General features: G+C 65.8%; 27 protein-coding genes and 1 tRNA gene. 20 read left to right on the forward strand and 8 right to left on the reverse strand.

The features are described 5' to 3' along the window. Positions 1 to 41: 41 nt before the first annotated feature. Both NATPE_RS03145 and NATPE_RS03150 read left to right on the forward strand, forming a co-directional pair. Positions 42 to 839, forward strand: a complete 798-nt coding sequence (locus NATPE_RS03145) for a ZIP family metal transporter (RefSeq protein ID WP_006181550.1) — start codon at positions 42 to 44, stop codon at positions 837 to 839. A 66-nt stretch (positions 840 to 905) separates the two neighbouring features. Next, the gene (locus NATPE_RS03150; RefSeq protein WP_006181549.1) at positions 906 to 1,349 is read left to right on the forward strand and encodes a universal stress protein; all 444 of its coding nucleotides are present in this window, start codon (positions 906 to 908) and stop codon (positions 1,347 to 1,349) included. Positions 1,350 to 1,381: 32 nt separating this feature from the next. Here the strand turns inward: NATPE_RS03150 and NATPE_RS03155 are convergent, their stop codons facing one another. The 5 genes from NATPE_RS03155 to NATPE_RS03175 all read right to left on the reverse strand — a co-directional run bounded on the left by NATPE_RS03155 (position 1,382) and on the right by NATPE_RS03175 (position 5,109). Then, a complete protein-coding gene (locus NATPE_RS03155; protein WP_006181548.1) occupies positions 1,382 to 1,786 on the reverse strand; it encodes a hypothetical protein in 405 nt (134 codons plus the stop codon). Between the two features lie 116 nt (positions 1,787 to 1,902). Beyond that, positions 1,903 to 2,484, reverse strand: coding sequence for a cysteine hydrolase family protein (locus tag NATPE_RS03160; RefSeq protein WP_006181547.1), 582 nt, complete (start codon positions 2,482 to 2,484; stop codon positions 1,903 to 1,905). After that, positions 2,481 to 3,278 (reverse strand): YqcI/YcgG family protein, encoded by a 798-nt coding sequence (locus tag NATPE_RS03165; RefSeq protein WP_006181546.1) that lies wholly within the window; start codon positions 3,276 to 3,278, stop codon positions 2,481 to 2,483. Before NATPE_RS03165 ends, NATPE_RS03160 begins: the two co-directional genes overlap by 4 nt. Before the next feature lie 120 nt (positions 3,279 to 3,398). Then, positions 3,399 to 4,091: a YqjF family protein gene (locus NATPE_RS03170; RefSeq protein WP_006181545.1), complete on the reverse strand. Its 693-nt coding sequence runs from the start codon at positions 4,089 to 4,091 to the stop codon at positions 3,399 to 3,401. 277 nt (positions 4,092 to 4,368) lie between these two features. Continuing rightward, positions 4,369 to 5,109, reverse strand: coding sequence for an SDR family NAD(P)-dependent oxidoreductase (locus tag NATPE_RS03175; protein ID WP_006181544.1), 741 nt, complete (start codon positions 5,107 to 5,109; stop codon positions 4,369 to 4,371). 105 nt (positions 5,110 to 5,214) lie between these two features. On the opposite strand from NATPE_RS03175, the gene NATPE_RS03180 reads away from it, so the two are divergent. Both NATPE_RS03180 and NATPE_RS03185 read left to right on the forward strand, forming a co-directional pair. Further along, positions 5,215 to 5,676, forward strand: coding sequence for a universal stress protein (locus NATPE_RS03180; protein ID WP_006181543.1), 462 nt, complete (start codon positions 5,215 to 5,217; stop codon positions 5,674 to 5,676). A 97-nt stretch (positions 5,677 to 5,773) separates the two neighbouring features. Beyond that, entirely contained in the window at positions 5,774 to 6,238 is a 465-nt protein-coding gene (locus NATPE_RS03185) for a universal stress protein (RefSeq protein WP_015298734.1), read from the forward strand. Between the two features lie 101 nt (positions 6,239 to 6,339). Here NATPE_RS03185 and NATPE_RS03190 read toward each other — a convergent pair whose 3' ends face one another. Continuing rightward, on the reverse strand, positions 6,340 to 6,762 hold the full coding sequence (locus NATPE_RS03190) for a hypothetical protein (protein WP_006181541.1): 423 nt from the start codon (positions 6,760 to 6,762) through the stop codon (positions 6,340 to 6,342). 164 nt (positions 6,763 to 6,926) lie between these two features. Between NATPE_RS03190 and NATPE_RS03195 the strand changes: the two genes are divergently transcribed. The 14 genes from NATPE_RS03195 to NATPE_RS03260 all read left to right on the forward strand — a co-directional run bounded on the left by NATPE_RS03195 (position 6,927) and on the right by NATPE_RS03260 (position 19,611). Then, positions 6,927 to 7,904: an ROK family protein gene (locus NATPE_RS03195; RefSeq protein WP_006181540.1), complete on the forward strand. Its 978-nt coding sequence runs from the start codon at positions 6,927 to 6,929 to the stop codon at positions 7,902 to 7,904. A 214-nt stretch (positions 7,905 to 8,118) separates the two neighbouring features. Next, entirely contained in the window at positions 8,119 to 9,390 is a 1,272-nt protein-coding gene (locus tag NATPE_RS03200; protein ID WP_006181539.1) for an RNA-guided endonuclease TnpB family protein, read from the forward strand. 64 nt (positions 9,391 to 9,454) lie between these two features. Continuing rightward, positions 9,455 to 10,852, forward strand: coding sequence for an LVIVD repeat-containing protein (locus tag NATPE_RS03205; protein WP_015298735.1), 1,398 nt, complete (start codon positions 9,455 to 9,457; stop codon positions 10,850 to 10,852). A gap of 60 nt (positions 10,853 to 10,912) precedes the next feature. Further along, positions 10,913 to 11,278: a NifU family protein gene (locus NATPE_RS03210; RefSeq protein WP_006181537.1), complete on the forward strand. Its 366-nt coding sequence runs from the start codon at positions 10,913 to 10,915 to the stop codon at positions 11,276 to 11,278. Between the two features lie 151 nt (positions 11,279 to 11,429). Then, entirely contained in the window at positions 11,430 to 11,996 is a 567-nt protein-coding gene (locus NATPE_RS03215; RefSeq protein ID WP_006647757.1) for a hypothetical protein, read from the forward strand. After that, positions 11,996 to 12,943 carry a homoserine dehydrogenase gene (locus NATPE_RS03220; RefSeq protein WP_006181535.1) on the forward strand — a complete coding sequence of 316 codons (948 nt, stop codon included), beginning with the start codon at positions 11,996 to 11,998 and terminating at the stop codon, positions 12,941 to 12,943. Before NATPE_RS03215 ends, NATPE_RS03220 begins: the two co-directional genes overlap by 1 nt. Before the next feature lie 235 nt (positions 12,944 to 13,178). After that, entirely contained in the window at positions 13,179 to 14,444 is a 1,266-nt protein-coding gene (tuf, locus tag NATPE_RS03225) for a translation elongation factor EF-1 subunit alpha (RefSeq protein WP_006181534.1), read from the forward strand. Next, positions 14,445 to 14,753: a 30S ribosomal protein S10 gene (gene rpsJ / locus NATPE_RS03230; RefSeq protein WP_004215311.1), complete on the forward strand. Its 309-nt coding sequence runs from the start codon at positions 14,445 to 14,447 to the stop codon at positions 14,751 to 14,753. 158 nt (positions 14,754 to 14,911) lie between these two features. Further along, entirely contained in the window at positions 14,912 to 15,607 is a 696-nt protein-coding gene (locus NATPE_RS03235) for a rhomboid family intramembrane serine protease (protein ID WP_006181533.1), read from the forward strand. Between the two features lie 199 nt (positions 15,608 to 15,806). Beyond that, positions 15,807 to 15,878: transfer RNA gene (locus NATPE_RS03240), tRNA-Ala, on the forward strand. Positions 15,879 to 16,053: 175 nt separating this feature from the next. Beyond that, positions 16,054 to 16,251: a hypothetical protein gene (locus NATPE_RS03245; protein WP_241432753.1), complete on the forward strand. Its 198-nt coding sequence runs from the start codon at positions 16,054 to 16,056 to the stop codon at positions 16,249 to 16,251. A gap of 514 nt (positions 16,252 to 16,765) precedes the next feature. After that, positions 16,766 to 17,305, forward strand: a complete 540-nt coding sequence (locus tag NATPE_RS03250) for a hypothetical protein (RefSeq protein ID WP_241432752.1) — start codon at positions 16,766 to 16,768, stop codon at positions 17,303 to 17,305. Between the two features lie 323 nt (positions 17,306 to 17,628). Further along, positions 17,629 to 18,741, forward strand: coding sequence for a lipid II:glycine glycyltransferase FemX (locus tag NATPE_RS03255; protein WP_006181530.1), 1,113 nt, complete (start codon positions 17,629 to 17,631; stop codon positions 18,739 to 18,741). 147 nt (positions 18,742 to 18,888) lie between these two features. After that, complete coding sequence (locus NATPE_RS03260) at positions 18,889 to 19,611, forward strand: helix-turn-helix domain-containing protein (protein ID WP_006181529.1); 723 nt, start codon at positions 18,889 to 18,891, stop codon at positions 19,609 to 19,611. Between the two features lie 103 nt (positions 19,612 to 19,714). Here NATPE_RS03260 and NATPE_RS03265 read toward each other — a convergent pair whose 3' ends face one another. Together NATPE_RS03265 and NATPE_RS03270 are read right to left on the reverse strand one after the other, a co-directional pair. Then, a complete protein-coding gene (locus NATPE_RS03265) occupies positions 19,715 to 20,572 on the reverse strand; it encodes a hypothetical protein (RefSeq protein WP_006181528.1) in 858 nt (285 codons plus the stop codon). After that, positions 20,565 to 21,767, reverse strand: coding sequence for a PQQ-binding-like beta-propeller repeat protein (locus NATPE_RS03270; RefSeq protein WP_006181527.1), 1,203 nt, complete (start codon positions 21,765 to 21,767; stop codon positions 20,565 to 20,567). The genes NATPE_RS03265 and NATPE_RS03270 overlap by 8 nt, the downstream gene beginning before the upstream one ends. A 172-nt stretch (positions 21,768 to 21,939) precedes the next feature. On the opposite strand from NATPE_RS03270, the gene NATPE_RS03275 reads away from it, so the two are divergent. Together NATPE_RS03275 and NATPE_RS03280 are read left to right on the forward strand one after the other, a co-directional pair. Further along, a complete protein-coding gene (locus NATPE_RS03275) occupies positions 21,940 to 22,260 on the forward strand; it encodes a 30S ribosomal protein S24e (protein ID WP_006181526.1) in 321 nt (106 codons plus the stop codon). Beyond that, entirely contained in the window at positions 22,261 to 22,395 is a 135-nt protein-coding gene (locus NATPE_RS03280) for a 30S ribosomal protein S27ae (protein ID WP_006181525.1), read from the forward strand. Positions 22,396 to 22,478 lie beyond the last annotated feature (83 nt).

The raw sequence follows: 22,478 nt of genomic DNA on the forward strand, positions 1-22,478 counted from the left end.
TTTCGCCGCCGATTTATACGTTTATCACCGATATCCGGTAGATGGTTGCGCTGGAGAACCTCGTGCTGGTGTTCATCGCCGGCCTGATCACGGCGCTGGCGACCGGCCTCGGCGCGCTCCCGTTTTTCTTTTTCGATGGCATTAGCGATCGGCGTAACGTCGTTCTCTGGGGGCTGTCCTCGGGGATCATGGTGTCAGCGTCGCTGTTCGGACTGGTCGAGGAGGGGCTGGCGGAGGGGACACCCCTCGAGATCGCGATCGGAATGGTCGCCGGCGTCGCACTGGTCGTCATCGCACACGATGTCCTGATGGACACCGAGATCGATCCGCGGGAGTACGAGCAGGCCGACTTCAAGAAACTCGTCCTCATCCTCGGAATCCTGACGGTTCACAGCTTCCCCGAGGGGGTCGCCATCGGCGTCTCCTTCGCGGACCTCGGTCTCGAGGGCGGCGCGCAGTTCCTCGGCTTTACCGTCCCCGTACTGGCGATCTTCATGACGATCGCGATCTCCATCCACAACGTACCCGAGGGGACCGCGATCTCGATCCCGCTGCGTTCGATGGGCGTCTCCGAATGGAAGATGGTCTGGTGGGCCGTCTTCTCGAGTCTCCCCCAGCCGATCGGGGCGGTACTGGCGTTCGGCTTCGTCCGCTACGCTCGGGAGTTCCTTCCCTACGGCTTCGGCTTCGCCGCGGGCGCGATGATCTACCTCGTCCTCACCGAGTTCATCCCCGAGGCGCTTGACGTCGGCGAGGGGCTCCCTCGCGGCGGCAAGCGGGAACTACTCGCCGGGATCGCCGTCGGCGTGGCCGTGATGGTGCCGCTGGCGTTCATCTGATCCGTCGGCCCCGATCGAAGTCACGTTCCGGTAGGAATTTCACCGCGCCTGTCGTACGACCGAGAAATGTTTGACACGATCGTGCTTCCGACGGACGGGAGCGACCACGCCGAGGTCGCCGCCGAGACCGGTATCGAACTTGCGACCGCCCACGACGCGGCGGTACACGTCGTCAGCGTCGCCGACACCGGTCTGCTCGGCGGTCTCCGCCTCCCGGGCGAGGCCGCCAGCGCCGAAGACGCGATGCGGGGCCGAGCGCAGGAATCCGTCGATGCGGTCGTCGAGGCCGCCGAGGCCGCCGGCCTCGAGCCCACCGGGGCGGTCCTCGACGGACCGCCGGCGGAGGCGATCCTCGAGTACGCCCGCGACGTCGACGCCGACCTCATCGTCATGGGGACCCGCGGACGGGGCGGCGTCCACCGGATGGCGATGGGCAGCGTCACGGACCACGTCGTCCGGTTCGGTGACGTGCCGGTCTTCGTCGCCAACTCCGAATCGAGCGTCGAGTGAGCCGTTCCCGACCGGACGAGCAGCCGGCGTGACTAGCGGACGATCTCGTTGATCGCTTCCGTCCGGCGGCCGATCGACCAGCCGATCAGTGCGAGGCCGGCATAGATGCCAAGCGCCGGCAGGGCATAGACCGGCGCGGTCGCTTCGGACGCGAGTCCGACTGCATCGAGCGCCAGCGCGATCACCAGCGAAACCAACAGGAGCGCGATACCGATGTCGGCAAACCGCATGTTCGGCAACTCCCGGGGAGCGGACTGGAGCCGCCCGATCGCGTAACATAGCAGTGTTACGCTCGCCCAGCCGGCGATCAGTGCCAGCCCGGCCGATACCGGTTCGTTCGGGAGATATCGCGGGAGCAGCCAGAGATGAACGAGTCCCGCCATGGCCAGCGCACTCCCCAGTAACACGACCACGAACGGTCGTCGATCGTCACTCATTGGTCTCCCTGACTGTCTCCCGTTCTATTACTGTTTTGTCATCGGCGCGCACGGGACCTCTGGGTCCGATCTCCTGTCCGATCGAGACCGGTCGTCGCGTCTCGTCGGCCGAGGAATCAGGGTCCGGCGCCGAGCAACTCGTCGGTGCGTACGACCGCGGCGAACTCGCCCTCGAGGTGGGCCAGCGCGGTTCGGTGGACCGTTTCGGGACCGAACGAGTCGCCGTCGAACGTCCGCCCGAACGTCGCGGTGGCGTCGGCGACGACGATCGGTTCGAAGCCGAGGTTCTCCGCCATCCGGGTCGTGGTTGAGACGCAGTGGTCGGTCGTGAGCCCGACGAGGACGAGCGTCTCGATGTCCCGCTCGCGGAGGCGCTCCTCGAGGCCCGTTCCGACGAACGCGCTGTTGACCGACTTGACGAGCGTCGGCTCGCCGTCGACCGGCGCGGTCTCGGGCTTGAACGCGAACCCCGCCTCGTCGCGCCGGAGCGGCGAGTCGGGCTCCGTCGAGTCGTGCCGGACGTGGACGACCGGGCGATCGGCCTCGCGCCAGCGCTCGAGCAGGGCCGCGGCGTTGGCTTCGGCGTCGGGATTGTTCCGCTCGCCCCACGAGGGGTCGTCGAACCCCCGCTGGAGGTCGACGAGGACGAGCGCGGCGTTCTCGAGCCGGTCTCCGATCGCGACCCCGTCCGCCGTCATGGCAGTCGCGCGGCGGGTTTCGGGTGCGTTCGCGTGATCGTGATCGGACACGTCGACGGGGCCTGTTCCTCGTCCGACGAGAGCATGTACTGGGGCCACTCCCGGTCGCCATCGACGCCCCAGTCGCCGATGTCGGCGTGGGGACAGACGCCGTCGTACTCCTCGAGGCGGTCCTGAATCACGTCGCGGGCGCGCTGGCCGGCCTCGGTGTCGGCGGTGACATCGAGGGACTCGAACAGCGCCCGCGGCTGGAACGTGATCTCGAGGCCGATCGGGCAGTACCGGCTCTTGCGCCGATCGTAGAAGGGAGCCCGGCAGGTCGGGAACATGGGTTCGCCGCCGAGACAGAACTCCCAGTAGGGATCGTCGGGATCGGTCGGAATGTCCGCGGGCCAGGGCTCGGGATCGTGACAGTGCAACGTCTGCAGAACGTGCCAGAGCGCGTCGTGGTACTCCCGTTCCGACAACGGCTCCGCGGGCGGCTTGAAAAACGTCACGAGCGACGCCCGCTCGGAGTGGTCCTCGTAGACCTCGAGGTACTCGAGGAGCCGATCGCGCAGCGTCAACAGCGCGTCGGCATCGCTCATCGAGGGCACTGCGGTGTAGAGCGGCTCGCCGTCCCGGACCGATTCGGCCCCGAAGAAACACGGAAACGAGGTGCCGTTTCGCTCGCCCAGCAGCCCCTCGCGAAACGAGTGCCAGTGGTCGGCAACCCACTCTGGGGCTTCGTCGGTTCGAACGCGCCGATCGAGCGTCTCCTGGTCCATCAGCGACTGGATGCCAGGTTCGTTCATTGTACGTCTCCGTTCGGTCTCACGAACATGTAGGTTCCGCTCTTTCCGGTCGACCGGTAACGACTGCGCCTCGAGGGCGTCCGCTTCGATCAGTGTCGGGTCTCTGCCCCCGCGGTCGACTCACTCCCACCGCCGATTCCGCGAGGACGCGATGTCGACGCCGCGGCTGTAGTAACAGACCGGCGTCCCGGCGGGCGCGTCGAACCCGTTGGCCTCGAACAGCGTGTTCCGCTCGATCTCGGCCGTCGCCGCCCGGAGCGTCCAGGGCTCGTGGTCGATGTCGGCGTAGCGAAGCGTCCCGTCTCGAGCCGTCGTGTAGTAGCGGTAGTGTTCGGTGAGAAACGCCGCGAGTGAGCCGGGTTCCGGCTTGAAGGCGTCCCCGACGGGTGCGTAGGTGCCGACGAATTCGGCCGGGGCGGCACCCGGGTGCCGGCGCTCGCTCGCAAAGGCGATACCGCGCTCGGTCCCGGAGATCTCGACGTCGGCGTAGTAGTACGGCAGCCGGTGGAACAGCCGTGCGCCGAGAACGCCGAGCATTCCCTCGGCGTCGAGGCTGAAGAAGTAGACGCCGGGCTCGCCGTCCCGGCTGACGTAGGTCCGGAGGTTGAGTTCGGGCAGATCGACGCCGGCGGCCGCGGGGACACCCCGTGGACGAACGTCGACGTTCAGGTAGGGGACGACCGAGAGCCACGCCCGGCCGTCGTAGGTCTCGACCTCGAGGTCGTCCGGCAGTCGGGCCGCGACGATCTCGGGCTCGACGGGCCAGTTGGCAAAGAGCAGGTGTCGCCACCCCATCGCGATCGGGAGACTCATGTGTGTGCTAGAGTCCGAACGCGTGAAAGGGAGGGGCCAAACCTTGTCAATTGCCGGTTCCACGGCGACTCGTCGGGTCTTCGATGCCGGGTCGAGTCGGAGTGCCCGTTCGAACGGTCAGCCGTCCTCGGGTAGCCAGCCATCGTCGACATCGATGTTCTCCACCCACCTTTTTACTGCGTCGGGGTCTCTCACGCCGTTCGAGACCCGCTCCTCGCAAAAGGCTGGATCAAAAACGACCCGCGGCACATCGCGCCGCGGATCGACTGCTCGGTCCTCAGACCGTCTCCGGCAGCCAGCCACCGTCGACCTCGATGTTCTCGCCGCTGACGTACTCACTGTCGGGATCGAGGAAGAAATACAGCGGCGCGATCAGGTCCTCGAAGCTCGCGGGCCGGTCCCGCGGGAGGTCCGCGGGGAACTCGTCGGAGTTCTCCACGACGTACGGCGAGACGGCATTGACCGTGATCCCGTCGTCGGCCGTGTCGGCCGCGAGCATCCGCGTAAACATCAACACTCCCGTCTTCGCGACGAAATAGGGGAAGTTCTTGGGGCTCACCATGGCCCGCTCGCTCGAGGCGTACCCGATATTGACGATCCGACCGTACTCGTTCTCGCGCATCGCCGGCAGCGCCCGCTTCGAGCAGAGGTAGGTCCCGTTGAGGTTCGTCTCGAGGACGCGGTTCCAGGTCTCGAACGCGAGGGACTCCCAGTGGGCGGGCGCGAAGTCGCCGACGTTGTTCACCAGTACGTCGACATCCCCGAGTTCGGCTTCGACGGTTTCGAAGAGGCCGTCGACGCTGTCGGGGTCGGTCACGTCGGCCTGTACCGTCGTCGCCGCCTCGGCACCGCGCTCGCGGGCGTCGGCGGCCGTCTCGCGAGCGGCGTCGGCACTCGTGTGGTAGTGGACCGCCGTCTTCGCGCCGCAGTCTGCCGTCGCCAACAGGAGTTCGCGGCCGACGCCGCGGCCGGCACCGGTGACGAGTACCGTCTGCCCCGTGAGGTCTGGTCCGTCCATGTCTTCCCCGTCGGCGAGAACGTGGAAAAATCGCCCGGGACGGGGCCGTCACCGTCCGCTTCCGTGACCCTCGGATTTACGTCGCTGCACGAGCAATCCCTGTCCATGCTAGAGACAGTATTGCTTGCTGTCGGTCCCGGTGATTCCGACCGAAGCGGACTGCTGGCCGAGGCTGCCCTCGAGGTAGCGAACCCCGCCGACGCGACGGTCGTTCTCGCGCACGTGTTCACCAGCAGCGAGTACGACGACGTCCTCGACCGCCTCGATTTCGATCCGACCGTCAACGAGATCGACCCCGACGAGGTGGCCGCACGTCACGCCACGATCCACGACATCCGGGACGTCCTCGAGAACCACGACGTCGACTACGAGATCCGGGGTGCGGTCGGCGAACACGGCCCGTCGATCGTCGAACTGGCCGAGAGCGCCAGTGCCGATCGGGTCATCGTCGGCGGTCGCCGGCGGTCGCCGACGGGGAAGGCGATCTTCGGCTCGACGGCCCAGGAAGTGATGCTGTCGGCCCCCTGTCCCGTTACCTTCGTCCGCAGCGACGGGTTCGAGGAGTAGTCCCGCCACGACCGTCCGCGCCCGGGTCCCGTCGGGTATTTCTGGAATACTGCAACGACGAGAATACTTAAGCGGGTGGCCCAACCACTGTGACGGTATGGCAATCGATACAGTACTCCTTGCGGTCGGACCGATGGACACAGTACGCGCCCCGGAACTCGCCGAGACCGTTCTCGAGATCGCCGATCCACTCGACGCGACGGTCGTGATCGGCCACGCCTTCACCGAAGACGAGTACGAGGACATCCACGAGGAACTCGGCTTCGACGCTCGCGCCGAGGACGTCGACCCCGATGCAGTCGCTGCCGAGCGCGCGCCGGTGCCCCAACTCGCGGAGCGCTTCGAGGACGCCGGCGTCGACTACGAGATCAGGGGCGCGCTCGGCGAGGTCAGTAGCGAGGTCGTCGACATGGCGGTCGACGTCGGCGCCGATCGCATGGTCGTCGGCGGCCGCCGGCGCTCGCCCGCGGAAAAGGCCGTTCTTGGCTCCGTCTCGCAGGAGATCATCCTGCAGGCCCCCTGCCCGGTCACCTACTTCCGCGACCTCGACGTGATGGAGTAGGCCGCGATCCGCCGTCTCGCTTCCGCCCGATTCCGTCTCCCGGTGGCGACGCGACAGACGCCCACTCACGAACGGCGTTCGGCGACCGACAGCGTCGGTTATCACTTCTCCGCCCGTCGCTTCCACTCCCGTTCCTGTCGGCGTTCGCGGACGTGTCGTTTCCCGTCGGCCAACTCACGCCGGACCCGGCGCTCGAGCGATCGGGTCTCCGCGAGCAGCGTGGTCTGGAAGTTCTCGAGGACGTCGTAGGACCAGCGGTCCTCGTCGACGACGCCGTGGGGGAGCAGTTCGGTTCGGATCGCGTCCGCGAGATCGTCGTTACCGGCCTCTCTGAGCAACTCCTCGCTCCGGGCGAGGTGGTCCATCCCGTGGCCCGTTGCGTGGTGGAACTCGAGCAGACAGCCCTGGGCCCGCTGGATCCACTCGAGTCCGAGTTCGACCTCGTGGAGGGCCTCGAGTTCGGCGTCGGAGGGAACCGCGGCCGGGTCGGCGTCGCGGTCGGGGTGTGGGTCGTCGGTAGCCATACTAGGACTATGACACAGAGTAACATACGAGTGTCGGCGGCGGCGGTACGCCCCGATCACGGCCCGGACGGCGGGCGACGCCGGCCGTGACGTATCGAGATCGCAACTCATCGGCGAGTACAATCTGGGTAGTTAAGTAGGGTCGCGGTCGTCCCTAGGACAGCATGGTCTACTATGCGGGCGTCGATCTCGGTGCGACCAACGTCCGGGCGGTCGTCGCCGAGGCCGACGGGACGAGGATCGGCACGAACCGCCGATCGACGCCGCGCGGGCCGACTGGTATCGACGTGACGGAGGGCGTGCTGCGAACGCTTCGGGGGGCGTGTGCGGAGGCGGGGATCGACCCTCAGCGGATCGCCGCGACCGGAATCGGGTCGATCGGACCGTTCGACCTCGCCGAAGGGGCGGTGATCGACCCCGCGAACCTCCCCGATTCGATCGACCGGATCCCGCTGACCGGGCCGATTTCGGAACTGATCGGCAGCGACGACGTCTTCCTCCACAACGACACCACCGCCGGCGTCATCGGCGAGCGTTTTCACGCCGATCGCAACCCCGACGACATGGTCTACGTGACTATCTCCTCGGGGATCGGTGCCGGCGTCTGCTGTGACGGCGAGGTCGTGGGCGGCTGGGACGGCAACGCCGGCGAGGTCGGCCACTACGTCGTCGATCCGCGCGGCCGACTGACCTGTGGCTGCGGTCACGAAGGTCACTGGGAGGCCTACTGCTCGGGCAACGCCATCCCCGACTACGCCCGCCTGCTGGCCGAGGACGACCCGACGATTTCGACGAGCCTCCCGCTCGAGGGCCCCGACTTCACCGCGAAGGACGTCTTCGAACTCGCGGGCGAGGACGAACTGGCCGACTACGTCATCGAGCAACTGGCCCACTGGAACGCGATCGGCGTCACGAACGTGATCCACGCCTTCGCCCCGCTCGTGGTCTCCTTCGGCGGCGCGGTCGCCCTGTACAACGAGGAGCTGGTCGTCGATCCGATCCGCGAGCGCGTCTCGGAGATGGTGATGACCAACGTCCCCGAGATTCGCGTCACCGATCAGGGTGACGACGTCGTCGTCGAGGGCGCGCTCGCGAGTGCGCTCACCGAGGGCACCGGCGACCGGCGGCGACTGCGGGAGTGACCGGTCGCCCGTCTGCGACCGATCCCTGACCCGCGTTCCGTGGCTGCCACCTGACCCGTGTTCCGTGACCGCCCGTCCGCTCGAGTGGGGCTTCTGTACTAGAAAAACGAAAGCGAGTACCCGACCCACCGTGGTCGGGGGTGAAGCCCGACACTCAGCCAACCTATCACCCGTATCCCACATCTTCACAAGGGAGCTGTACCACAATTAAGGTATGCAGAAGTCGCTGACCAAAACACTCGTCTTCCAACTTCAGCCCGACGAGAGTGGTCAGCAACTTCTGGCCGACGCCTTCCTCGAAGCCCGGCGCGTGTACAACGAAACCATCCGTCGGGCAAAGAACGGTGAGGACTGGGATGAGATTCGGCAGGATTTGGAGTCTGACGCCGACCTCGTGAACAACACCGCGCAACTCGTCGTACAGAAATCGCTTGAAGCGATGGAGAACTACTACGAGTACGACGACTACAACCAACCCAGCCACACCAAAGATGGGGCATATCCGCTCCGGTCAAACTACGAAGAAGGCTACAACCTGTTCCTTGAAGACGACTGCATCCGCTATCGGGCCAGCACGAAACCGTACAACACGGTAAAAGGCACTCTCAGTGGCTCACCCGACTCCCTCGAACAACTCCGACACGCCATTCAATCCGATGCGTGGCGTGTCGGAACGGCAGAAGCGATGAGACGGAACAAGAATTACGAACTCCACATCAACATCACCCACACGAAGGCCAAAGTTCGAGAAAAAGAGGAGTCACGAACGGTGGTTGGTGCGGATATTAACGAGGACTGTGTCGCTCTCGCCGCACTCCACGAGGAGGATATCATTGATTCGGTAGTCATCGACTACCCGGAAATCAAGGGGAAGCGCCATCGGTATTTCACGATGCGAAAGCGGACACAGAACGTCGGGAAGTCGTCGTTCGACCGGATGTTCGAGCGGAAGGAGGAACGGTTCGTTCACGATCGGCTCCATAAAGTCTCTCGACAAGTCGTGGAGTGGGTGTCACGGTTTGAGAAGCCCGTTATTGTCTTTGAAGACCTCAAAGGCATGCGGGACTCGATTGACTACGGTACCCGTATGAACTGCCGTCTCCACTCACTTCCGTTCCGTAAACTCCGGGAGTTCATCACGTACAAAGCCGCGTTCCAAGGAATCCCCTCCGATAAAATCAACCCCAAATATACGAGTCAGGCGTGTTCGCTCACTGATTGCGAGCATACGACCCGCGTAAACAGGAACAAGAAGCGGTTCAAATGCGTGGAGTGTGGTCGCCAAGACCACGCTGATCGGAATGCGGCCATCAACATCGCCAAGAAGGGATTGGGGAAATTAAATCGAAATGTGCCTGCTCTCAAGACGCTTCCCAATGTGCGGAAGATGCGACGGCAGGCATCGGGCTGTGTGAACCAGCCGACCGTGACCCACGGCACCGCCAGAAGCCACCACGCCGATGGTATCGTAGGTGTGTCAGACTAACCCACGGGAAGCCACGGGCCATCGGGCCCGTGGCGTTCACGTAGCTGGACGAGAGGCCATACGTATGGAGCGACGAATCTTCCTCCGGGCCAGCGCCGTCGGCTTATCGCTATCGAGCGCGGCCCCGGTCACAACGGCTCGAATGGGGCCAGCAACCGCACGACAGGGATCTTACGAGCCGCTCGGTCGGGTGCCCGTCGAGGCCGCCGCCGAGGCCGTCGTCGGCGACGGCGGCGAAACGGCGTATCTAGCGACCATGACCGGGTTTGCGACCGTCGACGTGAGCGACCCCACCGACCCGACGGTCCTCGTCGACCGCGAGGTCGAGATCGGCGATCGGCCACTGTCTAACATACTCGACGTGAGTGTCGACGGCGACCGACTGGTCGTTGCGGGACCGGCCAATTTCGGCTACGAGCCGATGGGATTTCGCTGCTACGACGTGAGCGACCCCGCCGACCCGATTCCGGCCGGGGAGTACGAAACCGGCTACCACATCCACAACTGCTATCTCGAGGGCGACCTGCTGTTCGTCGCCGAGAACGACTTCGATACGGACACGAACGCGCTCGCGATCTTCGACGTGGCCGACGGGATCGAACGGATCGGCTCGTGGTCGCTGCTGGACCGCGACCCCGGCTGGCGGGATCGCCCCTTCCTCGGGCGGTACCTCCACGACGTATACGTGCAGGACGACCTCGCGTACCTCCCCTATTGGAACGCCGGCACCTATCTCGTCGACGTGAGCGATCCGACCGCTCCCGAGTACGTCTCTCACGTCGCGGACACGACGCTCGAGGCCCAGCAGGGTGTCGCCCGGGAGGACGCCGTCTACGGACTGCCGGGCAACGACCACTACGCCGCCGTCGACGACACCGGCGACCTCATGGCCGTCGGCCGGGAGGCGTGGGCGACCAGCGGTGATCCCGACCGGCCGGGCGGGATCGACCTCTACGACGTGAGCGACACTGCCGAGCCGGTTCACAGGGGTTCGATCGACCCGCCGCGGGCCGACGACGAGACCTACGCGGGCCGCCGGTGGACCACCTCGCACAACTTCGAGTTCCGCGACGGCCGCCTCTACTCGTCGTGGTACCGCGGCGGCGTGAAGATCCACGACGTCTCCGACCCGAGCGAGCCCGAGGAGCTCACGTGGTGGCGCGACGCCGACGAGACCGCCTTCTGGACCGCACAGGTCCTCGAGCCCGGCGAGACCTTCGTCGCGTCGAGTACGGAAGCGATCCCGAGAACGTCCCTCGACGGGGCACTCTACACGTTCCCGATCGAGCGCGGCACCACCGTGGTCGACGACGGGTTCGATGCCGACTCTCCATCGAACGGTTCCGAGTCAGACGGCGCGGATGACTCCGTTCCCGGCTTTACCGGGGCCGCCGCCCTCGTCGGGGGTGCGGCCGGCCTCGAGTGGCTCCGCCGACGCGGGAACGGAAACGTTCAGGATTAATTCGGCTGTTTTCGCCGCCGTGACCCAACTTATACCACGCTCGAGCGCCTAGCACGGCACATGACCAACTCCGAGGACGAGCCGTCACTGCAGGAACGCGTCGAGCAGTGGATGGCCAAGGAGATGCCGATCATTCAGATGCACGGCGGGACCAGCGCGGTGCGGGCGGCCGACCCCGAGACGGGCGAGGTGATCATCGAACTCGGCGGCGGCTGCAAGGGGTGTTCGGTCAGCGACGTGACGACCGGCAACATCGAGGCTGAACTCATCACGTGGCCGGAGATCGACGAGGTCACCGTCCGCGTCCCCGACGCTCGAGACAGCCTCGGCGGCCCCGACCAACCCGAGTCGATCATGGGCGTCGATCGGACCGAGGGCGGCCGCGGCGACTGGGGCTCGTCGAACCCCGGGAAGGACCACCTCTGACGGCTCGGAGACTGGGCCACGCTTCGTCTTCCCCCTGTGTCCCACGTTGACAGGGTCGGACAGTTTTGGCAAGTCCTATATCCTTTTACGCGCCCGTTACGGACATCAGATATCATGACGAGTAGACGCCTGCAGGCAGGAGGTGTCGGCGATGGGTGACGCGCCCGATTCCGGCGAGGACGAGCCCGACGCCGAGACCGACGGCGGCGTCCGCGCGTACACCGTCCGGCTCGAGCTGGTCGACGAACCCGGCGAGTTGCTTCGCGCGCTCGCCCCGATCGCCGACAACGGCGGCAATCTGTTGAGCATCCACCACCAGCGGGGCAACATCACACCGCGTGGGCACATTCCCGTCGAGGTCGACCTCGAGTGTCCGCCCGACCGGTTCGACGACATCGTCGACGCCTTGCGCGGTGCCGGCGTCAACGTCATCCAGGCCGGCGAGGAACACTACGGCGAAGAAGTCAGCGTCGTGCTGGTGGGCAACCTCGTCGAGACCGATCTCTCGAACACCCTCTCACGGATCGAGGACGAGGCCGACGCCGTCGTCCAGGATCTCTCGCTGGCCGCGCCCGAGGGCACCGACGGCATCTCGAGCGCCCGTGCCCGGCTGGCGATCGATTCCGGCCGCTCCGAGGAGGCCCTCGCGGCCATCCGCTCGATCGGCTCGGACAAGGAACTGACCGTCGTCGAACCGCTGCTCGGAGGTGAGGCCTGATGCGACTCGCAATTCTCGGTGCCGGCGACGTAGGCCGTTCGGTGGCCGATCTGGCCGGCGAGTACGGCCACGAGGTCGTCGCGCTGGCCGACTCGACCAGCGCCGCGGTCGATCCCGACGGGATCCCTGTCGAGGCGGCCCTCGAGCGCAAGGCCGGCGACGAGGCCATCGGACCGGCCGATCCCGAGGACGTCCTCGAGACCGAGTACGACGTCCTCATCGAGGCGACGCCGACGACGCTGGACGACGCCGAACCTGGCTTCAGTCACGTCCGGCGCGCGCTCGAGGCCGACCGCCACGCCGTGCTGGCGAACAAGGGGCCGGTCGCCGAACGCTACGAGGAACTTCGCGCGCTCGAGGCCGACAGCGCGGGCTCGATCCGGTTCGAGGCGACCGTCGGCGGCGCGATTCCGGTGCTGTCGACGATCGAGGACTGCACGCCCCAGTCGGTCACCGCCGTCCGCGGCGTCCTCAACGGCACCGCGAACTTCATCCTCACGCGCATGGCCGCGGAAGGTCTCGATTACGAACACGTCCTCGCGGAGGCCCAAGACCTCGGCGTCGCGGAAGCCGATCCGACCTTCGACGTCGACGGCACCGACGCCGCGCTGAAGTTCGTCATCCTCGCGAACGTGCTTGCCGACGGCGGGTTCTCGCTCGCGGACGCGACCGTCGAGGGCATCCAGTCGATCCCCGGCAGTGCGCTCGATCTCGCCGCCGAGGACGGGCGGACGATCCGGCTGATCGGCGAGGCGACCCGCGACGGCGTCCGCGTCGGCCCGCGGCTCATCCCCGAGAACGGCGCGCTCGCGGTCACGGGCACGCGAAACATCGTCCAGATCGAGACCCGCAACGCCGGCTCCTTGCACTCGAGCGGTCGCGGCGCGGGCGGCCCGGAGACGGCGACCGCGGTGCTGTCGGACGTCGGCCGTCTCCCGCCGCTGTAACCGGCTGTTTCTCCCGTACACTCCGTGTTTTCGGCTCTTCCGTTCGAATAGTTGGTCCTCGACGTCGTGCGTATCCGAGCGACCGCTACCCCGGCCGTTCGAACGGTCCATGTCGTGTGAATGCTAGCCAAACCGCAAGAAGGCGGCGGGATGGACCGAATACGCTTTCGAAATGGTTTTAACCGCAACGAGCCAAAGGGACCGATATAAGCGCCTCTGCGCGTGAGCTACAACAATGAGCGACCAACACCAGAACCTGGCCATCATCGGTCACGTCGACCACGGGAAGAGTACGCTCGTGGGGCGACTCCTCTACGAGACGGGGAGCGTACCCGAGCACGTCATCGAACAGCACCGCGAAGAAGCCGAAGAGAAGGGTAAGGGCGGCTTCGAGTTCGCCTACGTCATGGACAACCTCGCCGAGGAGCGAGAGCGTGGTGTCACCATCGACATCGCCCACCAGGAGTTCTCGACGGACGCCTACGACTTCACAATCGTCGACTGTCCGGGCCACCGAGACTTCGTCAAGAACATGATCACCGGGGCCTCGCAGGCCGACAACGCGGTCCTCGTCGTCGCCGCCGACGACGGTGTCGCGCCCCAGACCCAGGAACACGTCTTCCTGGCTCGTACCCTCGGTATCGACGAACTCATCATCGGCATCAACAAGATGGACATCGTCGACTACGAGGAGTCGACGTTCGACGAGGTCGTCGAGGAAGTCAACCAGCTGCTCAAGCAGGTTCAGTTCCAGACCGACGACGCCTCGTTCATCCCGATCTCGGCGTTCGAAGGCGACAACATCGCCGAGAAGTCCGACAACACGCCGTGGTACGACGGCGAAACCCTGCTCGAGGCCCTGAACGACCTGCCGGAGCCGGAGCCGCCGACGGACGCGCCGCTTCGACTCCCGATCCAGGACGTCTACACGATTTCGGGTATCGGTACCGTCCCTGTCGGACGTATCGAGACCGGCCTCCTCAACACCGGCGACAACGTCTCCTTCCAGCCCAGCGACGTGGGCGGCGAGGTCAAGACGATCGAGATGCACCACGAAGAGGTGCCCAAAGCAGAGCCCGGTGACAACGTCGGCTTCAACGTCCGCGGCATCGGCAAGGACGACATCCGACGTGGTGACGTCTGTGGCCCCGCCGACGACCCGCCAAGCGTCGCCGAGACGTTCCAGGCCCAGGTCGTCGTCATGCAACACCCCAGCGTGATCACGGCCGGCTACACCCCGGTCTTCCACGCTCACACGGCTCAGGTCGCCTGTACGATCGAGTCGATCGACAAGAAGATGGACCCCTCGAGCGGCGAGGTCGCCGAGGAGAACCCCGACTTCATCCAGTCGGGCGACGCTGCCGTGGTCACCATCCGACCGCAAAAGCCCCTCAGCATCGAACCGTCCAGCGAGATCCCCGAACTCGGGAGCTTCGCCATCCGCGACATGGGTCAGACCATCGCCGCCGGCAAGGTCCTCGAAGTCCACGAGAAAGAATAAATGCAGCAAGCACGCGTTCGACTCGCGGGCACGAGTCCAGACGACTTAGACGACATCTGCGACGACGTCCGCGAGATCGCGAACAACACCGGCGTCAACCTGAGCGGTCCGATCCCGCTGCCGACGAAGACCCTCGAGGTGCCGACCCGGAAATCGCCTGACGGCGAGGGCACTGCGACGTGGGAGCACTGGGAGATGCGCGTCCACAAGCGCCTGATCGATCTGGACGCCGACGAACGCGCACTCCGACAGCTCATGCGCATTCAGGTGCCGAACGACGTCTCGATCGAGATCGTCCTCGAAGACTGACGATCCGATCGCGACTCGAGAGCGAGTTTCACGTTTTCGCCGTTCCCGTTCGACCAGCGGCCGCTGTCTCGATCGGTATCCGAGAGGGCCCGCACTGACCGTCGACACCACACCAGTAAGCGCCGGGACTTTTGCCCACCGCCGTCCTGACTCTCCTCATGGCCCGTCCCTCCACGTCCCAATCGACGATCGACCTGCGACCCGACGCCGGGAGCGAGGAGTCGGGACCCCGCTCGAGTAGCGCCGTCCTCGAGGTGCTTGCCGTCTTCGTCCTGGTCTTCGTCATCCAGGGGCTGACCGCGCTGGTCGGCGTGATGGGAACGTTCTTCGTCCTCAGACCGCCGCTGGCCGCCGACCCGTGGACGATCGTCACGAGCGTCTACGCCCACGACGGCCTCGGCCACCTCGTCTCGAACGGCCTCGCTCTGATCGTCTTCGGCTGGCCGGTCGCGCGAGCGACGACGCGGGCCCGCTTTCACGCCTTCGTCGCCGTGACGGGCGCGACCGCTGGCACTGCCCAGATCGTCCTCACGCGACTGCTCGCGTCGGTACCGCTGCTCCCCGTCGCGCCCTCGCCCGGCGTCCTCGGGGCCAGCGGTGCCGTCTTCGCCCTGCTGGGCTATCTCCTCGCGTCGAACCGCCTCTCGAGCGGCCTGGGCTCGCTCGTCGACGTCCCGCCCTGGCTGTCGGCGCTTGTCGTCATCGGCCTCGCGGTCGCGGTCACCGTCGCAACCGCCTCGCCCGGCGTCGCGCTGCTGGCACACTTCGTCGGCTTCCTCGTCGGTGCCGTCGCCGGACGGGCGCGCCTTCTCGCGGTCGGGTCGAGTGACGGCTCGGACGCCACGAGGATTTGAACTCCGAGCAGGGCCGTCTCCCGGTGACCGACGTGGATCGCGACGGCCGTCGTTTCGTGCCGTCGCACCGAGGGGCCCCCGATCACGACAATCTCGTTTCTCGAGCGACGATCCGGCTCGAGCCACGACCGTGGTGGTGTGTCCCGATCCCGCTTCGAAACACAAGCCTCAAATAGAAACCACGGATATGAACGTTCGAGGGCTCGTAGATCAGTGGTAGATCGCTTCCTTCGCAAGGAAGAGGCCCGGGGTTCAAATCCCCGCGAGTCCATCCCCCTGTTTTGACATTTCGAGCTATCCGCTGAGTTGCATCGGTAGCGCTCGAGCAAACAGTTTGCTCTTCGACTCCTGTCGGAAACAAACGGGCAAAATCCGAGTGATTCCGCCGAAATCAACCGGGCTGACGCTGTCCGTCGATTAGACCGAAGGAAATCGGGGTGGTTCGCGTGAGTGCCTTCCAGTCACCATCAGACGGCGGACCTCTCGACTTCCTGACTGAACGCGACGGCGGCACGGAGTCGTGGGCTCGAGCGGACCCACGCGAGGCGTTGATCGAGTCGTTCGGCCGGTTCGGGTCCAAGGTCACGCTCAGGGGCGGCGAGAGCGTCCACTACTGCGAACGCGGGATCGAGGACAGCGAATAATCGGCAGTGGGACTGCAGGACTGGGAGTGCCACGACGGCCTGTGCGCCCATCTCTGCACGCTTCGCGAGGCCGACTTCCTCGAGCCGCTGATGTGGCGTCGACCGACGGTAGTCCCAACGAGGAACACGAAGTGTGAACGCGACCGGTAGAATCGTCGGTGGTGGAACACTGTCACAGTCACGTTCGGTGACTGGGACGACCGCTCTGCTGAGTTCGTTCGACTCGCTCTATTGCAGGGGCTATGTCCCCTGTGGAAAATCAACTGGTATTGGAGATCTACGACACACTGTTCTTTTGATAATAGGAACGTACTGTTTCAGGCCGTATACAGGCACTCAATTCTTATACTACAGCTGATCGTATCGGCTTCCTCGGATGAACCGAAGGCACGTCGTACGGTTAGCCGCACTGGGGGGGCTCACGATCCCACTCGCTGGTTGTTCGAATCAGGCAACTGGCAATGGGGACTCGTCTGACGACGACGGAGACGACACGGACGAGGACGAAGAACCGGTGGCAGAGCCAGACGACCAGGAGTTCTCCGGAACTGGAAACGATGTTATCGCGGACGTCCCGATCGAGGGCGGCCTCACCATCATCGAGGCTCTGCACGAGGGAGGGGGTGATTTCGGGGTCCGCCTCATTCCCGGTGACGACGGGTCCGGCACGCTGTTTGCCGACTCATCGGGTGCATATACTGGGGAAACGGCTCGAGATCTCGACGAAGGGGCATACGAACTCAGCGTCGTCGCCGACGGCACCTGGGAAGTAACGATCAGGCAGCCACGTGATACGAGCGGGGAAAACCCACCGCTCTCCATCAGCGGCAGCGGAAACGAAGTCCACGGCCCGTTCGAGTTCGATGGCACCTACCAGCCGTCCGGTGACCTCGATGGAGGGCGCATCAGTGTCAATATCCTCTCGTCGACGGGAGACTCCCGACAATTCGTCTTCAACGAGAGTAGCATCGCCAGTCCATCTCGGTTCCAGTACGAGGATGCTGGCTATATCGAAGTCAAATCTGATGGTGAGTGGTCAGTCGAGATCGAATAACCGTTACCCAGTCGATTTTACCGACCACTACTTTCCGCTGGGCAGTGTATAGCACCAGTCGCTGACCGATTCGACAGAGCCACTGCGATCGTCGGTTCCCGGTCCAAGTGGGACCACTGTCGACTCGACGAGGCCGGTGTACTCGTCCTTGTAATCGGGACGGACCGTCCGGTCGTACTCCGGCGCGTTGCAACGAGCAACTCGCCGCCATCTATCCGGTCGCGCTCGAGCCATGGTATCGTCCTGTTGGCCGTCGTTACTGTCCTCGACCCGGGACGGAATGGAGAGACTACCAAATAGGGTGCCCCGTCTGTCGTCGATCAATGGCACAAGGGACCGGCGGCGAAGCGCGCTCGAGACTCCGTCGCGTCGGGGCGGTGCTGTCCGAACACGTCAGCCCCACGGTCGATGCGGACTCGAGCCTCGAGATCGAAGTCGTCGATTCGGTCGCGGAGGTCGGCCGAGAGCGCTGGAACGGGCTGGTCGAGCGCTCGAGTCGGGGGAGCGTCTTTCATCGCTACGAATGGCTCGCGGCGGTCGAGTCGGGGCTTGGGTATCCGGCCCGACATCTCGTGGTGCGAAAGGACGGGAACGTGATCGGTTGTCTGCCGAACGTCGTCGTCGGGATCGAGAAGACGCCGTTCAAGCGGCTTTCGTCGGCCTATCCTGGCTTCGGCGGACCGCTGTTGCCGACGGACACGATGGACGCGCTCGAGCGGGTACTCGATGCGGTGCCGTCGCACTGTGGCGGGCGGACGATCGTCCACCAGATTCGGGGACTGGACGCGGGATATCTGCGGTACAACGATCCGCTGCAGGAGCGGGGGTATCGCCCGTATCGGCGCGAGTGTCGGTTCCTGCTGGATCTGACGCAGGGTCACGACGCGATCCGTTCGGGCATGAGTCGGACTCGGCGACGGGGGATCGAACACGGCGAGGACGGCGACTACGAGATCGTCGCGGAGGACATCACCCGCGGGAACCTCCGGCGGTTCCACCGCACGTACGAACGGGTCATGGACCGCGTCGGCGCAGCGGCCTACCCGTTCTCCTTTTTCGATGCGCTCCGTCCGATGGCCGACCGGCTCCTCCTGCTGACGATCCGGATCGACGGCGAGTACGCCGGCGGGATGCTCGAGATCCTCGACGACGAGCGGGACGCAGTTCATGGCTTTTTCGCGGCTGTGCCGCGGGAGTACTTCGACGATCACGCGTCGGAACTGCTCTACGATCGGGTGTTCCAGTGGGGAATCGATCATGGCTACGAGACCTACGACTTCGGGAGTACGACCACGGACTTCACGGACGGCGTCTTCCGGTTCAAGGAGAGTTTCGGCGGACGGGCCGTCCCGGTCCTCGTCTGGGAGCGGGGCTGTAGTCCCCTCTGGCGACTGGTGAAGATCGGCCGGTCGCTGTACTGGCCGTACTACACCTGAATCGGGGTCCGAAAGCGCACCCGATTCGGTGCGAGGACTCCTATGATGGGGCGCTTCCCGTCGATCGTTTAGCCCGCTTAGTTTGTCGTTCAAATAATCCATTCAAACGCATAACTGTTATTTATGATGGGTTCGTAATCCAATAGCATGCGATACGTGACATACGTTATCACGCCACCACGGGGGTACTTCGATCGGGGTGCGGAGCGTCTCCGGGAACTTGGGGTCACGTTCGATGCCGTTCGGAACGTCGAGCAACTCGACGACGGGACGATCATGACACAGAAAGTACTGCGGGGGGATCGGGCCGTCGCCGAGCGGGCACTCGAAGAGACGGGGCCGACGGTCGTCGACTACCAGTTGACCGACGCCGGCGATAGGTCGATCCTTCAACTCCACTACGAGCCGAGCGACCTCACGCGGGAGTTACGGGCGATACACGACCGACATGCGGTGTTGCTCGACTACCCGCTCGAGTACACCGGGCCGGCAAACCGGAGCCTCCGCGTCTCGGAGATCGGCCGCGAGGACGCACTCCGTCGTCTCATCGAGGAGACGCGGGCGATCGTCGACGTCGAAATCGAGCGACTCGGCAGCTACGATCCGTCCGCCGAACGGCCCTTTACCGAACTGACCGATCGCCAGCGGGAGGTGTTACGCGTCGCCGTCGAGGAGGGATACTACGAGGAGCCCCGGCAGGTCACCTACGGGGATATCGCCGCCCGGCTGGACTGTTCTGCGGGAACGGTCGGCCAACACCTCCGCCGGATCGAAGCCCGGCTCATGTCGTCGCTCATCAGCGGCGACGCCGAACGGGCGGCCGAGACCGACGGGCACCCCGATCCTCCGGCGACTGGCCCGTCCCGATAGCCGACCGTCGCGCTCGAGCGGGGACGGTCGTCCCAGACTCGGCCGGTCGCCGAAGTCGAGCGCCACCGGACGCGGCCGGCGAGCCGGTTGGTACGGTGCCGCGTCACCCGCCAGTATCAGCGGGTCTCTCGTCTCGGACAGCGGCCATCGTTACGGCCAGCGTCGAGCCGACGAGAGCCGTACTCAGCGCCGTTCCGACGAACGGAACGAGTCCTAACAGCCACGCCGCGAGGCCGAAACAGACGACGAGCGCGAGCAGCCGCCAGCCGATCCCGCGGGTCGCACGAGCGCTCCGGGCGAGCGCGGCGGCCGGCCCCGACCCGGTGACGACGAACGCGGGCGCGGGGAAGAACCGCACGAACGCGGCGAAGAGGGGGACTGCGAGTATCACGCCGACGACGAGCCCGACGTCGCCGACGGAGCCGACCGCCCGCCCGACCGCATCGAACAGGACGATCAGTCCGAGATACGCCAGCCATCGCCGTCCCCACTGTCGCCAGCTCCAGCCGTCGTCGCTCTCGAGCGTTCGCGCGATGGTCGCGGTTCCGGCGGCCGCGACGACCGCCACCGCGAGCGCCTCGAGGCCGACCGCCCAGGCGAGGTAGGGGAGTTTCAGGTCGATGAGCGCCCCGAGCGAGCGGGCCGTGTCCGGGACGCCGGTCGGGTAGCCGGCGTATTCGATCCCGATCGAGACGTCGTCGCCGGTGACCAGCGTCGGAATCGGGTCCCACCGCCGGAGCCGGTCGAGGAGCGCGAGGACGAGCCCGGCCACGGTAAACGGCACCAGCAGCGCCGGATCGCGCCGGAGACGCGGTATCGCGCCGGCGATCCCGGTCGGCGGCGTGTCGGTATCGTCGGTATCGGTCTCAGAGGCCGCCTCGTCGGTCGTTGCCGGTGTCGCCGAGTCGTCGCTGCTGGTCGGCTCCCGTTTCCGTCCGTCGTCGCTCTCGTCGTCACTCATGGTCTCCCTCCAGCGCGAGGACGCGGTCGCCGTCGACGACGTAGAGAACGCCGTCGCCGACCGCCGGTTGCGAGAAGAACCAGTCGGTTTCGCGGGTGAACCGCCGGTCACCCGTCGCGGCGTCGAGGATCATGAGGTCGTAGCCGCCGGTCACGTAGACGACGCCGTCCGCGACGACGGGGGCCGCTTCCCGGGTGAACGCCAGCGTCCACTCCTCGGTCCCCGTCTCGAGATCGCGTGCGTGGAGCGACTCGGTACCGTCCGCGAAGAACACCCGGCCGTCGGCGACGGCGGCCGCGCCGCCGGTCGCGTTGCCCGCGAGATCCCGCGACCAGCGAACGTCGCCGTTCGCCTCGTAGACTGTGAGGCCGTCTCGAGTCGGGACGACGACCCCGTCGGCCGTCGCCGTCGGCGGGAGTACCATCTGCTCGTCGAGTTCGTCCTCCCACACGACGTCGCCCGTTTCGGCGTCGAGAGCCCGGACCTGCGACGGCCAGCCGGTGACGAAGACGGTCCCGTCTCCCACTGCCGGCCGTCGGACGGTCACGCTGAACTCGTCGCCGGCGTCGAGCCGTCGCCGCCACTGCTCGCTGCCGTCGGTGGCCCCGAGCGCGACGATCTCGCCGCGGTCGGGGGCGGCGACGTACACCGTCCCGTCCGCGGGGACCGGCGGCGGGCTCTCGAGCGCGTTCGTGGGCGGTGACGAGGGGGACGGCCCCGGCCCGCGCCACCGGGTCGCACCGAACTGGACGCCGAACGCCCGGAGGCCGCCGCCGGCGTTCAGTCCGGCGATGCCGTTGTCCGTACTGACCGTCAGCGTTCCGGTCCGGTAGATCGAGGGGGAGACGTAGGCGGGACTGGAGCGGAACGTGCTGTCGTACGAGAACCGCTCGTCGCCGCCCGCGGCGTCGAACGCGGTGAGGTTCTCGTTGCCAGCATAGACCGTCTCGTCGACGACCACGGGCGGCGTGACCGCGAAGCCGCCGGTGTCCGCGAGTCGCCCCTCCCACGCGAGCCGTAGGTCGTCTTTCGGACCCACCGCGTCGGGGCTGTGGCCGGTTCCGGCGGCGTCGTAGCGGGCCATCGGCCAGTCGATCGTCGCGGCGTCGGCTCGATCGTCGACGGCCGCGTAGCCGCCGAAGAGGCCGCCGACCCCGAGAACGCCGCTCGCGAGCGCCTGTCGTCTGGAGGGCATTCCACTGAACCTGTAAGTTCAATAAATAAATACGTTCACATTTCGATCCGATCGGACCACGGAGCCGGGCCGCGGTTTCGGACTCGTCGGGGAACGCGTCGCGTCCCATCGGTGGCCGCTTCGAAATCCTTTTAGGCGCTACACGGGGATAGTAGGGTAACTGAGTGATATCATGGACGTCGACATCATCTCCGAAACGGAGAACCCCATGTTGCATCGGACCGACGTGACCTTCGAACTCTCCCACGAGGACGCGACTCCCGAGCGACTGCAGGTTCGGGACAGTCTGGCCGCGAAGCTGAACAAGGACGCCGACGAGGTCGTCATCCGCAAGCTCGACACCAAGTTCGGGATGCGCAAGACCGTCGGACAGGCCAAGGTCTACGAGACCGCAGACGACGCCCGTGACGTCGAGCAAGACCACATGCTCGAGCGGAACAAGATCGGTGCCGACGAGGAGGCCGACGCCGAGGCAGAACCGGAGGAAGCCTAAATGGCTCGCTACGAACTCTACAACGACGATGGGAGTACGGAGCGCGAACAGTGCCCCCGCTGCGGTGACGTGTTCCTCGCCGACCACGGCGACCGCAAGCACTGCGGGAAGTGCAGTTACACCGAGTGGGAGTAAGGCGATGTGCCGAGCGACCGCGAGGCACATCGAAACGCGAGCGGGACGTGAAACGACCCGCAAGCGCGCGGTCACCCGGCCGT

It is taken from the genome of Natrinema pellirubrum DSM 15624 (assembly GCF_000230735.2).
Taxonomy (GTDB): Archaea; Halobacteriota; Halobacteria; order Halobacteriales; family Natrialbaceae; genus Natrinema; species Natrinema pellirubrum.

What these genes read in the sequence shown, in the direction of transcription:
- NATPE_RS03145 (WP_006181550.1), top strand. Translation starts at nt 42, where the DNA reads ATGGTTGCGCTGGAGAACCTCGTGCTGGTGTTCATCGCCGGCCTGATC.
- NATPE_RS03150 (WP_006181549.1), top strand. Translation starts at nt 906, where the DNA reads ATGTTTGACACGATCGTGCTTCCGACGGACGGGAGCGACCACGCCGAG.
- NATPE_RS03155 (WP_006181548.1), bottom strand. Translation starts at nt 1,786, where the DNA reads ATGAGTGACGATCGACGACCGTTCGTGGTCGTGTTACTGGGGAGTGCG.
- NATPE_RS03160 (WP_006181547.1), bottom strand. Translation starts at nt 2,484, where the DNA reads ATGACGGCGGACGGGGTCGCGATCGGAGACCGGCTCGAGAACGCCGCG.
- NATPE_RS03165 (WP_006181546.1), bottom strand. Translation starts at nt 3,278, where the DNA reads ATGAACGAACCTGGCATCCAGTCGCTGATGGACCAGGAGACGCTCGAT.
- NATPE_RS03170 (WP_006181545.1), bottom strand. Translation starts at nt 4,091, where the DNA reads ATGAGTCTCCCGATCGCGATGGGGTGGCGACACCTGCTCTTTGCCAAC.
- NATPE_RS03175 (WP_006181544.1), bottom strand. Translation starts at nt 5,109, where the DNA reads ATGGACGGACCAGACCTCACGGGGCAGACGGTACTCGTCACCGGTGCC.
- NATPE_RS03180 (WP_006181543.1), top strand. Translation starts at nt 5,215, where the DNA reads ATGCTAGAGACAGTATTGCTTGCTGTCGGTCCCGGTGATTCCGACCGA.
- NATPE_RS03185 (WP_015298734.1), top strand. Translation starts at nt 5,774, where the DNA reads ATGGCAATCGATACAGTACTCCTTGCGGTCGGACCGATGGACACAGTA.
- NATPE_RS03190 (WP_006181541.1), bottom strand. Translation starts at nt 6,762, where the DNA reads ATGGCTACCGACGACCCACACCCCGACCGCGACGCCGACCCGGCCGCG.
- NATPE_RS03195 (WP_006181540.1), top strand. Translation starts at nt 6,927, where the DNA reads ATGGTCTACTATGCGGGCGTCGATCTCGGTGCGACCAACGTCCGGGCG.
- NATPE_RS03200 (WP_006181539.1), top strand. Translation starts at nt 8,119, where the DNA reads ATGCAGAAGTCGCTGACCAAAACACTCGTCTTCCAACTTCAGCCCGAC.
- NATPE_RS03205 (WP_015298735.1), top strand. Translation starts at nt 9,455, where the DNA reads ATGGAGCGACGAATCTTCCTCCGGGCCAGCGCCGTCGGCTTATCGCTA.
- NATPE_RS03210 (WP_006181537.1), top strand. Translation starts at nt 10,913, where the DNA reads ATGACCAACTCCGAGGACGAGCCGTCACTGCAGGAACGCGTCGAGCAG.
- NATPE_RS03215 (WP_006647757.1), top strand. Translation starts at nt 11,430, where the DNA reads ATGGGTGACGCGCCCGATTCCGGCGAGGACGAGCCCGACGCCGAGACC.
- NATPE_RS03220 (WP_006181535.1), top strand. Translation starts at nt 11,996, where the DNA reads ATGCGACTCGCAATTCTCGGTGCCGGCGACGTAGGCCGTTCGGTGGCC.
- tuf (WP_006181534.1), top strand. Translation starts at nt 13,179, where the DNA reads ATGAGCGACCAACACCAGAACCTGGCCATCATCGGTCACGTCGACCAC.
- rpsJ (WP_004215311.1), top strand. Translation starts at nt 14,445, where the DNA reads ATGCAGCAAGCACGCGTTCGACTCGCGGGCACGAGTCCAGACGACTTA.
- NATPE_RS03235 (WP_006181533.1), top strand. Translation starts at nt 14,912, where the DNA reads ATGGCCCGTCCCTCCACGTCCCAATCGACGATCGACCTGCGACCCGAC.
- NATPE_RS03255 (WP_006181530.1), top strand. Translation starts at nt 17,629, where the DNA reads ATGGCACAAGGGACCGGCGGCGAAGCGCGCTCGAGACTCCGTCGCGTC.
- NATPE_RS03260 (WP_006181529.1), top strand. Translation starts at nt 18,889, where the DNA reads ATGCGATACGTGACATACGTTATCACGCCACCACGGGGGTACTTCGAT.
- NATPE_RS03265 (WP_006181528.1), bottom strand. Translation starts at nt 20,572, where the DNA reads ATGAGTGACGACGAGAGCGACGACGGACGGAAACGGGAGCCGACCAGC.
- NATPE_RS03270 (WP_006181527.1), bottom strand. Translation starts at nt 21,767, where the DNA reads ATGCCCTCCAGACGACAGGCGCTCGCGAGCGGCGTTCTCGGGGTCGGC.
- NATPE_RS03275 (WP_006181526.1), top strand. Translation starts at nt 21,940, where the DNA reads ATGGACGTCGACATCATCTCCGAAACGGAGAACCCCATGTTGCATCGG.
- NATPE_RS03280 (WP_006181525.1), top strand. Translation starts at nt 22,261, where the DNA reads ATGGCTCGCTACGAACTCTACAACGACGATGGGAGTACGGAGCGCGAA.